Origin of the sequence: Flavobacterium sp. (assembly GCF_050696275.1) — a bacterium.
Classification (GTDB): Bacteria; Bacteroidota; Bacteroidia; order Flavobacteriales; family Flavobacteriaceae; genus Flavobacterium.
The window spans coordinates 36,289-47,995 of record NZ_JBOGUT010000031.1 but is presented as its reverse complement, the minus strand read 5'-3'; the positions used below and the strand labels follow the sequence as shown (position 1 = coordinate 47,995).

At 35.9% G+C, this 11,707-nt stretch carries 12 protein-coding genes; 9 read left to right on the top strand and 3 right to left on the bottom strand.

Annotation, left to right across the window (positions count from 1 at the left end):
- The first annotated feature begins 251 nt into the window (after positions 1–251).
- Positions 252–416 carry a hypothetical protein gene (locus ACRDEC_RS14210; RefSeq protein ID WP_431499020.1) on the top strand — a complete coding sequence of 55 codons (165 nt, stop codon included), beginning with the start codon at positions 252–254 and terminating at the stop codon, positions 414–416.
- 76 nt (positions 417–492) lie between these two features.
- Here ACRDEC_RS14210 and ACRDEC_RS14205 read toward each other — a convergent pair whose 3' ends face one another.
- A complete protein-coding gene (locus tag ACRDEC_RS14205; RefSeq protein ID WP_431499019.1) occupies positions 493–999 on the bottom strand; it encodes a DUF6265 family protein in 507 nt (168 codons plus the stop codon).
- A gap of 136 nt (positions 1,000–1,135) precedes the next feature.
- Between ACRDEC_RS14205 and prfA the strand changes: the two genes are divergently transcribed.
- From prfA to ACRDEC_RS14165, 8 genes are all read left to right on the top strand, one after another.
- Positions 1,136–2,209 carry a peptide chain release factor 1 gene (prfA, locus tag ACRDEC_RS14200; RefSeq protein ID WP_431499018.1) on the top strand — a complete coding sequence of 358 codons (1,074 nt, stop codon included), beginning with the start codon at positions 1,136–1,138 and terminating at the stop codon, positions 2,207–2,209.
- Positions 2,210–2,358: 149 nt separating this feature from the next.
- Positions 2,359–4,353, top strand: a complete 1,995-nt coding sequence (locus ACRDEC_RS14195; protein WP_431499017.1) for a DUF5723 family protein — start codon at positions 2,359–2,361, stop codon at positions 4,351–4,353.
- A gap of 73 nt (positions 4,354–4,426) precedes the next feature.
- Entirely contained in the window at positions 4,427–5,245 is an 819-nt protein-coding gene (gene pyrF / locus ACRDEC_RS14190) for an orotidine-5'-phosphate decarboxylase (RefSeq protein WP_431499016.1), read from the top strand.
- On the top strand, positions 5,246–5,635 hold the full coding sequence (locus ACRDEC_RS14185) for a DoxX family membrane protein (protein ID WP_431499015.1): 390 nt from the start codon (positions 5,246–5,248) through the stop codon (positions 5,633–5,635). It begins immediately after the preceding gene.
- A gap of 18 nt (positions 5,636–5,653) precedes the next feature.
- Positions 5,654–6,478, top strand: a complete 825-nt coding sequence (locus ACRDEC_RS14180; RefSeq protein ID WP_431499014.1) for an ABC transporter substrate-binding protein — start codon at positions 5,654–5,656, stop codon at positions 6,476–6,478.
- Positions 6,479–6,554: 76 nt separating this feature from the next.
- A complete protein-coding gene (locus ACRDEC_RS14175; RefSeq protein WP_431499013.1) occupies positions 6,555–7,727 on the top strand; it encodes an imelysin family protein in 1,173 nt (390 codons plus the stop codon).
- 103 nt (positions 7,728–7,830) lie between these two features.
- Positions 7,831–9,186, top strand: a complete 1,356-nt coding sequence (locus ACRDEC_RS14170; RefSeq protein WP_431499012.1) for a di-heme oxidoredictase family protein — start codon at positions 7,831–7,833, stop codon at positions 9,184–9,186.
- An 11-nt stretch (positions 9,187–9,197) separates the two neighbouring features.
- Positions 9,198–9,977, top strand: coding sequence for an alpha/beta fold hydrolase (locus tag ACRDEC_RS14165; RefSeq protein WP_431499011.1), 780 nt, complete (start codon positions 9,198–9,200; stop codon positions 9,975–9,977).
- Positions 9,978–10,126: 149 nt separating this feature from the next.
- Here the strand turns inward: ACRDEC_RS14165 and ACRDEC_RS14160 are convergent, their stop codons facing one another.
- The gene (locus tag ACRDEC_RS14160; RefSeq protein ID WP_431499022.1) at positions 10,127–10,783 is read right to left on the bottom strand and encodes a DUF4197 domain-containing protein; all 657 of its coding nucleotides are present in this window, start codon (positions 10,781–10,783) and stop codon (positions 10,127–10,129) included.
- Positions 10,784–10,890: 107 nt separating this feature from the next.
- On the bottom strand, positions 10,891–11,613 hold the full coding sequence (locus ACRDEC_RS14155) for a DUF4197 domain-containing protein (RefSeq protein WP_431499010.1): 723 nt from the start codon (positions 11,611–11,613) through the stop codon (positions 10,891–10,893).
- Positions 11,614–11,707 lie beyond the last annotated feature (94 nt).

Here is an 11,707-nt window from a genome sequence, read left to right as displayed (position 1 = left end):
AAGACCACATTTGAGTTTAAATATGAAAACACCTAACTTTGTATATGAAAAAACCAGTGAAGTTAACTTCACTGGTTTTAATTAATTTATTGTAAAACTTGTCAACCTATTTTAGGACGACTCACTGTTTTAAAAAATAAAGAAAAGTAGTACGAATTTATATTTTTTTGAGGAAAATCCGTAAAGCTTTTACTCGTAGTTTGGCTAATTTCACGACTTGCAATATGTACTAATTTTTAAAACATTGAATCATGATTAAAAAAATTTCAAATTTATCTGGAGCTCATGAATTAAGTAAAAATGAGCAAAAAAGTATTGTAGGAGCTGTCATCAGAAGATGCTGCGAGTATGATTATAATGCTAATGGAGTTTTAGTATGCAGGCTTTGGGTAAGCGGTAATCAACAATGTCCATAATGTGATATTGTTATTGAAATAGCTATCTTTCTATTTAAAATTTTAAAAACCTCATTTGATAATAAATGAGGTTTTTTTAATAAGATCCTTTTTTCATCGGATATGTTTCCTTACTTTCTTTTCCGTCTTTTATTCCGGAAATTTCTGCAACTAAACTGTCAGCGGACACTTTTGTATAGGTAATCTTTTGTGGGAAATCATGCTCTTGATTTTCAAAAACCAATTGACTTTCTGTAGAAACAGTCATTTTAAACGAAACTGGTTTACCTCCATTTTGGTCTTTTATTGTTGGGACATAAAACAGACTGTCTCCTTTTTGTTCTAACAGAATACTTTCAGAAAAAACAGTGTCTTTACCTACTATGAAATGGCCTTGCCCTTTTAGTACACTGTCGTTTTGTTTTGTCCAGGCCTCTGTCAGAATCCCTTCTTTTGTTGTATTTCCCCATTTCCCGATAAGCCAATTTGCTTTTTCAATTTGAGCATAGGCCTTCTCAGCTGACTCTGCTTTTTCCTTTTTTTGGCAAGAAATAAACGTAGTGCTAAATGTAATTGCAGCGATAAATAAAATTGATTTTTTCATAGTCATCAGTTTTGTGATGCTATAAAAATAGTTAATTTATGTTAATCTGCTGAGCCAGATACAAAAATCTGCTGGTTGAAATCTAAAATCTGCAAACTTTTTTTGTACTTTTGCACTCCAAATAAAGGAAAAGAAAATGTTAGACAGATTACAAATTATCAAACAAAAATTTGACGAAATATCTGATTTGATTATTCAGCCTGACGTAATCGCTGATCAAAAGCGCTATGTTCAGTTGAATAAAGAATATAAAGATTTAAAAGCATTGGTTGAAAAACGCGATGAATATGTGAATCTTGACGGAAATATCAAAGAAGCTCAGGAAATTATCGCTGATGGTTCTGATGCTGAAATGGTGGAAATGGCCAAAATGCAATTAGAAGAAGCCAAAAACCGTATCCCTGAACTAGAAGACGAAATCAAATTCATGCTTATTCCTAAGGATGCTGAAGATGCTAAAAATGTTATGGTGGAAATCCGTGCCGGAACGGGAGGAGATGAAGCTTCTATTTTTGCAGGAGATTTATTCCGTATGTATACCAAATATTGCGAAACCCGTGGCTGGAGAACTTCAGTTGTAGATATGAATGAAGGAACTTCAGGAGGTTTTAAAGAGGTTATTTTTGAAGTAACCGGAGAAGATGTTTACGGAACATTAAAATTTGAAGCTGGTGTACACCGTGTACAACGTGTTCCTCAGACCGAAACCCAAGGACGTGTTCATACATCTGCTGCAACCGTTATGGTGTTGCCTGAAGCAGAAGAGTTTGATGTACAGATCGATATGAACGATGTTCGTGTTGATTTCTTCTGTTCGTCAGGACCTGGTGGACAATCAGTAAATACGACAAAATCTGCGGTTCGTTTAACCCACATTCCTACAGGATTAGTGGCGCAATGTCAGGATCAGAAATCACAACATAAAAACAAAGACAAAGCATTAACCGTTTTGCGTTCTCGTTTGTACGAACAGGAATTAGCTAAAAAACAAGCGGAAGATGCTGTAAAACGTACTTCTCAAGTAAGTTCAGGTGACCGTTCGGCAAAAATCAGAACGTATAACTATTCACAAGGTAGAGTTACGGACCATAGAGTTGGATTGGATGTTTTTGATATGGACGGAGTTATGAATGGAAAAATTCAAAAATTTGTTGACGAACTACAACTCGTAAACAACATGGAAAAATTAAAAGAAAGCGAAGTTTTCTAATTTAGAAACAAAACTTTTTTGAATACTATAAGCCTCATTTTTGGGGCTTTTTTTGTGTCTATTCATACTAAGAAGCTAATAATCACGTTATATCTTGCAAGAATAAAATTATTAAAAACAATCATTTTAAAAACTTAAAAGAACGAAAGATGAAAAAGCTAATAATTTTTGTTTCAGTCATGATTGGCGTTTTACCTTTAAGAGCGCAGTCCTATTTAGGTTATTTTTACGATAACTATGCAGGTGTTCAGAGTGTTTTATTCAATCCTGCTTCAATAGTAGATTCGAACTTCAAAGCCGATATTAATTTGTTTTCGGCTAGTATTACAGGAACTAACGATTATTATGGAATTAAAGCTACCGATCTGCTCAAAAGTTCCTATGATTTAGAAACCCAAGCAAAATTATTTAGTTCTGGATCCAATAATTTTATTGTAAATACGGATGTTATGGGGCCGTCAGTGATGTTTAATATTGCGCCAAAGCATTCATTGGCATTATTTACAAGAGGAAGAGCAATTGCCAATATTCATAATATTAACGGGGAAGTATTTAAAGAATTATCAAGCGATTTTGATTCGAATACAAGTTTTAATCTGGCGGCTGGGAATTTTAATATTACAGCTTCTTCCTGGGCTGAGTTGGGATTGTCTTATGGAACAATTTTATTAGACAAAAACAATCATTTCTTAAAAGGAGGTTTGACCTTAAAATACCTTCAGGGAATTGCTAACAATTATATGAGAGGGAATAATGTAACCGTTAATTATAATAATGTAGGGCCAAACCCTTTATTGAATACAGTCACAACTGCCGGAGAATTAACGTATGGAGGTAATCAGGATTTTCATGAAAATTTTGATAACTTAAAATTCAATTCAGACTCAAACGGTATTGGTGCAGATGTAGGTTTTGTATACGAATACAGACCTCAGTTCAATAACATCACAGAAAATAAATACAAAGTGCGATTGGGATTATCGGTAACAGATATAGGTTCTATTAAATTTAAAGAAGCTTCCCAAAAAGAGTACGATTTAAATCAGACGGTAACCCAAGCCCAATACCAGGATGCCAATTCGATTGGAGAGTTTTTAGAAGCCAATTATACCGCTACTGAAACTGTTTCAGTGGCAAAATATGTGCTGCCAACAGCGGTTCATGCTAATGTTGACTGGAATGTTTACAGAAAATTCTATCTGAATCTCAATGGAGATGTTAATGTAAATGACAAAACATCACTCAATACCTCTGCGATTGCTAATACGATTTCGGTGACACCTCGATATGAAACAAAGTGGTTTAGTGCTTATTTACCGCTTAATTATATGGATTACAGAGGTTTTCAAGCGGGTTTAGGATTTAGAGCCGGTCCGTTGTTTGTAGGTTCAGGATCAGTGATTACGAATTTGATTTCGGATGAATCCAAAGGGTTTGATATTCATGCCGGATTAAAAATTCCGCTTTTTAAAACCAAAACTAAAGAGCCTGAACCGATAGTTCCTGCTAAAGTTATCGAAGCCGATTCTGACAGAGACGGAATTTTAGATAAAAATGACAAATGTCCTACAATTGCCGGACCAAAAGAAAACAATGGCTGTCCTTGGGAAGACTCTGATAAAGATGGTGTGCTGGACAAAGATGATAAATGCCCTGCAGTTTACGGACCAGAGAAAAATAACGGTTGTCCTTGGCCGGATACAGATGGTGATGGGGTTTTGGACAAAGACGACAAATGTCCTGAGGTGAAAGGAACCAAAGCTAACGATGGCTGTCCGGAAATAAGCGAAGAAGTCATAAAAAAACTAAATGATTATGCTAAAACCATTTTGTTTAATTCGGCTAAATCTACGTTCCAGCAGCAAACCTATCCAATATTGCAGTCAATTGTCGCTATCTTGAAAGAATATCCGGCGTCTAATTTTTCAATCGAAGGTCATACAGACAGTGATGGAGCCACGGCTGCAAACCAACTATTATCTGAAAACAGAGCAGGTGCGGTTAAAGCTTACTTAGTTGAAAAAGGAATCAATTCAAATAGATTGGTTTCTGTTGGCTATGGCGAATCTAAACCAATTGCTACAAATAAAACCAAAGCAGGTAAAGCGCTAAACAGAAGAGTAGAAGTCAAACTTGTAAAATAAAAGAGTTTCAATATAAATCCTCCGATGCTTCGGGGGATTTTTTTTGTAAATTTGCGCCATAGCAAAAGACATAATGACAACACAACAACTAACTAGCCAAATTCAGAACAAAAAATCATTTCTGTGCATCGGTTTAGATGTCGATCTAGACAAAATACCACAACATTTATTAGTATTAGAAGATCCAATTTTCGAATTCAACAAAGCTATTATTGATGCCACACATGATTTGTGTGTTTCTTATAAACCCAATACTGCTTTTTACGAAGCTTACGGAATTAAAGGCTGGCAATCTTTGCAAAAAACAATCCGTTATATCAATGAAAAGTATCCGGAAATCTTTACTATAGCGGATGCTAAACGAGGTGACATCGGAAACACATCAACGATGTATGCCAAAGCATTTTTAGAGGATTTAAATTTCGATTCAGTAACTGTAGCTCCTTATATGGGAAAAGATTCGGTAGAGCCTTTTCTTGCTTTTGAAAATAAGCATGCCATTATGCTGGCTTTAACTTCGAATGAAGGCGCGTTCGATTTTCAAACTAAAAGTATTGACGGTAAAGAATTGTACAAAACCGTTATCGAAACCTCAAAAACATGGAAAAACGCTGAAAACCTAATGTATGTGGTTGGCGCTACTAAAGCAGAATATTTTGCCGAAATCCGAAAAATTATCCCAAACAGCTTTCTTTTGGTTCCAGGAGTTGGAGCACAAGGCGGAAGTCTGGCGGAAGTTTGTAAATATGGTATGAGTGAAAATGTTGGTTTGCTGATAAATTCGTCACGTGGCATTATCTACGCATCAAAAGGATTGGATTTTACTGAAAAAGCCAGAATTGAAGCATTGAAATTACAGCAGGAAATGGAAGAAATACTTAATAAACTATAAATGAAAAGCACTTTTCTTCTTCGTTTTGCCGTGGCCGTGATATTGATTATCCATAGTGTTGCTGGAATGTTTAATGGTGGAATTAATGATTTTGGCAGGCTTTATTTAGATATGGTAGGATTCGCGCCTTTCGGGATGTTCTTAGCATGGTCGATTAAAATATCCCATTTGGTTGCGGCCGTTTTGCTCTTGTTGAATCGTTATGTTAAACTCGCTTCAATCATCACTATATTCATCTTGATTATGGGAATCATTATGATTCATTTTAAAGAAGGATGGTTCGTAGTTGGTGGCGGAAGAAATGGTATGGAATTTAATTTTCTCCTCATTTTTGTGCTGTTAGCAATTTTATTTCCTAATGGCTTCCAGAAAGCACAAACCAATCCCTGATAAAAACTTTTTATTTAAATGTCATATTTGAAACAATTTACTGATCAGCTCGGAACTTCGCATTCTTTCGAAAATGCCCCTAAAAGGATTGTTTCACTTGTTCCTTCCCAAACAGAATTACTTTTTGATATGGGTTTGGAAGAAAGTATCGTCGGAATAACGAAATTTTGCGTACATCCTTTTCACCTGAAATCAACCAAAACGATTGTTGGCGGAACAAAACAGGTTAAAATTGATAAGATAAAAGCACTTCAGCCGGATATTATCATCGCTAATAAAGAAGAAAATACGCTTGAAATAGTAGAGTCTTTAAAGGAAATCTGCCCGGTTTGGGTTACGAATATTATTACCATTGAAGACAATCAAAAAATGATTCAGGACTTCGGACTGCTGTTTAATAAACGAACGGAAGCTCAAAAATGGCTTGACAAAATTAATTTCGGATACCAGGATTTTCAAAAATTCATGGAAGACAAACAGGTAAAAAAAGTAGCTTATTTTATTTGGGCAAATCCTTATATGGTTGCTGGCGGAGATAATTTTATAAACGAATTATTGAAGCTGAATAAATTCGAAAACATCTACGATAATAATCCAAGATATGAAGGAAGATATCCTGAAATTATTATTCAAAAAATGAGAATTCAGGGAGATCCCGATCTTGTTTTGCTATCCTCAGAGCCTTTTCCTTTTAAAGATGAGCATGCTTTTGAACTAGGCAGACATACGCATCATGCAACCACTGTTTTTGTAGATGGAGAAATGTTTTCCTGGTATGGGAGCCGACTTGTAAAGGCTTTTGATTATTTTAAATTATTACATGCAAGACTGCCGATTATTTAAAAAAATTGTTTTTATTTGGAATAAATATAAATAATACAGTAGCTTTGTCGGAACTAATCATTCTAAATAAAATAATATGAAAAATACTTTTTTTGGAGTAGCAGCTGTCTTTGTGGTTTCTGTAGCTATTTTTTCCTGTTCAGAAAATAATTCCTCCCAACAGGAAGAATCAGTAACAAAAAGACAGGTAATTGAAACGTATGCAGATATTGCTTTTGCTAACTATAAAAAAGCCTATGATGATGCTGTGGTTTTAGAGGCAGCAATAACAACATTTACAACTACACCAACTCAGGCTAATTTTGATAATGCTAAAGCAAAATGGAAACTTGCCCGTGAAAGTTATGGAACAACGGAAGCTTTCCGTTTTGCAGACGGACCAATTGACAATGCAGACGGACCGGAAGGGCTTATGAATGCATGGCCTTTGGATGAAGTTTACGTTGATTATGTTAGCGGCGGTGCACCAAATGCAGGTATTATTAATGACCTGGGAGCATTCCCTACTATTAATAAATCGGTTTTAGAAGGGTTAAACGAGCAAGGCGGAGAAAAAAACATCAGCGTTGGATACCATGCTATCGAATTTTTGCTTTGGGGACAAGATTTAACTGATCCTTCTGCGAGCCAGCCGGGATTAAGACCATATACTGACTATCTTACTACTGGAGGAACGGCTTCTAATCAAGCAAGAAGAGCAGCTTATTTAAAAGCTTGCGCAGATTTGTTGACGGACAATTTAGACTATTTGGTTAATGAATGGAAAGTAGGCGGTACCTACAGAAACACATTTTTCGCTTTGTCAGACAATGTAGCATTAAAAAATATCTATTTGGGAATCGTAACGTTAATTACAGCGGAATTGCCGGAAGAGCGTATGAACACCGCTTTGCAAAATGCTAACCAGGAAGATGAGCATTCTTGTTTTAGCGATAACACCCACAGAGATATTGCATTGAATCTGCAAGGAGTAATTAATATTTATCAAGGACATTACAGTACTGTTGATGGACCTTCTCTGCAAGATTTGATAAGACAAGCCGATACTACTGTATATAATGATACAGAAACTTCTTTAAATGCATCATCGACAAAAGTGGCAGCAATCATGATTCCTTTTGACTGGGCTATTTCAGGTGGTCCAACTTCAGTAGAAGGGATGAAAGTTAGCGCAGCCCGTTTGCAATTGATAAACTTTGGAGCTAATTTATTAGCCGGAGCAACAAAAATTGGAATTGTAGTAAACTAATAGTTTCAGAAAATAAATTAACAAAGTGTTCTTTTAATTAAGAACACTTTTTCTATTTTTGGGTATGAAATATAGGTATAGGCTTTTAGCAGTCATGGTTTGTATGTGTTTTATAGCATGTAATTCTTCAGAAGAGGAAGAATATAAACCGCTTACTCCCGAAGAAGGAGAAGAACTTTCCGGAGGTTCCTCAACTGTTTTTAACGAATCAGCTGAAGCGTTTGGCTTTGCTTCAAAAGATCTGACTCTTGATGAATCATCAGATTTTTCCGTTGGAAATTCTTTTTTCAGGCAAAGCTGGGTTACAGCACCTTCTTCTACGACGGCCCGTGACGGATTAGGCCCATTTTTTAATGCTAATGCTTGTGCCAGCTGCCATTTTAAGGATGGCAGAGGCCGTCCACCTACATTTGAAGGAGAATTGGGACGAGGATTGTTATTGCGCTTAAGCTTGCCGGGAATCAATCCTGATGGAAGTTCTTTTCCGGAACCAACGTATGGTTCCCAATTGCAGGACAATGCTATTCTTGGCCAAACAATAAAAGGGAAATATACCATTACGTATCAAACTGTCAATGAAACACTGGCTGATGGTATTGTTATTGAATTGCAAAAGCCAGTGTACCAAATAATCAATCTGGGTTACGGAGCATTAGCGGGAGGAGTTTTAGTTTCTCCTAGGGTTGCTAATCAGATTATCGGTATGGGATTGCTGGAAGCGGTTCCTGAAAGCACTATTTTGGCCTTTGCTGCGAACAATAGTAATGGTGTTTCAGGAAAAGCAAATTATGTTTATGATGTGCAGTCAAATTCTCAGAAGTTGGGCAGATTTGGATGGAAAGCCAATCAACCGAGTGTTCGACAGCAGGTTGCAGGTGCTTTTTCAGGAGATATGGGTATCACATCGAGTGTTTTTCCAAATGAAAATTGCCCTTCCGGAGTCGATTGCAGTTCAATTCCAAATGGTGGTTCTCCGGAAATTTCAGAAGCAAATTTTAACAGAGTCGTCTTATATTCAAGTTCATTGGCTGTTCCGGTAAGAAGGAATTATACAAGCCAGGATGTATTAAAAGGAAAAAAAATATTTGAAGAAATAAATTGTACTTCGTGCCATATTTCAAAAATGCAGACAGGTTCTGATTATCCTATTTTAGGATTAAGGAACCAAACTATCCGACCATATACAGATTTGCTTTTGCATGATATGGGTGATGGCTTAGCTGACGGAGCTCAGGATTTCCTCGCAACCGGAAGCGAGTGGAGAACACAGCCGTTATGGGGAATTGGGCTTATCAATACGGTTAACGGCCATACAAGACTGCTTCATGACGGTAGGGCCCGAAATGTTACGGAAGCTATTTTATGGCATGGAGGTGAAGCTCTGTCTTCAAAAAATAAATTCAAGCAATTGGGAGCAACAGAGAGGAATCAGCTGTTAGCATTCATTAATTCTCTTTAAAAATACTCTTTTTGATAAATTACACTATTTATAAAAACGAAAATAGCGCTCAATGGGTAACCTTTGTGCATGGGGCCGGTGGAAGTTCATCCATTTGGTTTAAACAAATCCGTGATTTCCAGAAGCATTATAACGTTTTATTGCTGGATTTGCGCGGACATGGAGATTCTAAAATCCAAAAAGTGTTTCATCAAAAGTATACTTTTAAGGCTATTGCAGACGATGTTCTGGAGGTAATTGATCATCTTAAAATTGAAGCCTCTCATTTTGTAGGCATATCACTAGGTACCATTGTGATTCGGCAATTGGCTGAAATGCATCCGGAAAGAGTAAAAAGCATGATTCTTGGAGGCGCCATTCTTAAAATGAATTTCCGTTCCCAAATCTTAATGCGTTTGGGTAATACGTTTAAATATGTCTTACCTTATCTGATTTTATATAAATTCTTTGCTTTTGTAATCATGCCTAAAGCAAATCACAAACAATCGCGGTCGCTTTTTATCAACGAAGCTAAAAAATTATACCAAAAAGAATTTATCAAATGGTTTAAGCTTACAGCAGAAATTAACCCGGTACTTCGTTGGTTTCGTCAGGTGGAATTGAATATTCCTACTTTTTATGTTATGGGCGAAGAAGATTATATGTTTTTGCCTTCGGTTAAAAAAACAGTTGAAAAACACTATAGATCGTCTAAATTATTTGTCATTGAAAAATGCGGACATGTTGTAAATGTTGAGCAGCCGCTGATCTTCAATAAAACAGTGATTTCATTTATAGAAGCGACAAAATAAAAAAGTCAGCACCTAAATGCTGACTCTCTTTTGTAAACTAACCAAACCAAACAAAATTCTATGAATTCTGACTACAAAGTACGGAATTTTTTTTATATTTCAACGTTAAGGTAATGTTATTATCTTATTGATTATGATAATTTTAACTATTATTTAGCGTCTTGAATTGCAAACACTCTCTTCAGCAAATCTGAAGTTCTGGAGGCCAAATTATTTCTAATGTCTTTTTCTTCCACAGCAATCATTTTAAACACTCCTTCCATTGCTTTATTAGTCGTGTAATCAGTCAAATCAGGGTTTACTTTTTTAACTAATGGAATACTGTTGTATTTCGTGATAATGTTTGTCCAGACTTTGTCAGCGCCTACTTTTGCAAATGAATTTTTAATAACAGGATTAAATTTTCCATACAAAGCCGTCGAAGTTGAATTTTGCAGATAAGCGGTTGCAGATGTATCATTGCCCAACAGGATATTTTTTGCATCGGTAAAAGACATTCCTTTGATGGCATCCACAAAAATCGGGGTTGAAGTTTTTACAGCATCTTCAGCAGCACGATTGAGTACTTTTAATCCTTCATCAGCTAATTTTGACATACCAATATCACGCAGCCCTTTGTCTACTTTCTTTAATTCTTCAGGAAGGAGGATTTTGACTAATTCATTTTTATAAAAACCATCAACATTAGTCAATTTGACCACCTGTTTTTCAATTCCTTTGTTTAATGCTTCTTTTAGCCCGGAAGCTATTTCAGTTTGACTCAAAACACCTTGGGTTTGCGGAAGCTGATTGATTACCTGTTGCATTTCGGCACAGCCAAAAAGTAAAAATAAGGAAGCAAAACCGGATAGTATTTTACTTGCAGCTTTTAAATTGTTTTTCGAGTGTTCGTGAATCCTTGATTTCATAATTATTATTTTTTGTCTTGTAGCGCAAATACTTTTTTCAATACATCTGAAGTTCTCGAACTTAAATTGGTTCTGATGTTTTTCTCTTCAACGGTAATCATTTTAAATACACCTTCAAGTGCTTTGTTGGTCACATAATCCGTAATGTCAGGATTTACTTTTGAAACCAAAGGAAGACTGTTGTATTTTTTTATGATAGATGCCCAAATTACATCGGCACCGACTTTACTTACGGATTGTTGTACGACAGGACTGAATTTTGAGTACAACGCGGTAGTTGTTGATGACTGTAAATAAACTGTAGCGGCATTTTCATTTCCGAACAAAATGCTTTTAGCGTCTGTTATCGTAATGTTTTTAATGGCAGAAACAAAAATAGGCGTGGCTTCTTTTACAGCATCTTCTGCAGCGCGGTTAAGCGATTTTATACCTTCGTCAGCTAAGTTTGACATGCCCATTTTTCTCAACGTCTTTTCAACTTTTTGTAATTCTTCAGGCATCAAGATTTTGACCGCTTCGTTTTTATAAAACCCGTCCATAGCGGTTAATTTTGAAACCTGTTCAGTAACTCCTTTGTTTAGCGCTTCTTTTAACCCTGCGCCAATATCTAAACTGGAATTGGTTTTGGTGGCTTCAGTTACTTTATTACCGGCTTTTTTTATTAAATCCTTGAGCTGCGCATTGCTAACTATCGGAATAAACAATAACAATAACATTATTTTTTTCATAAATCATATTTTTATCAAATATAACAAACATCGTACCAATTTAAAAATGGCTGCAACCGAAAATGGCCGGATGACAATTGGAGTAATGACTATT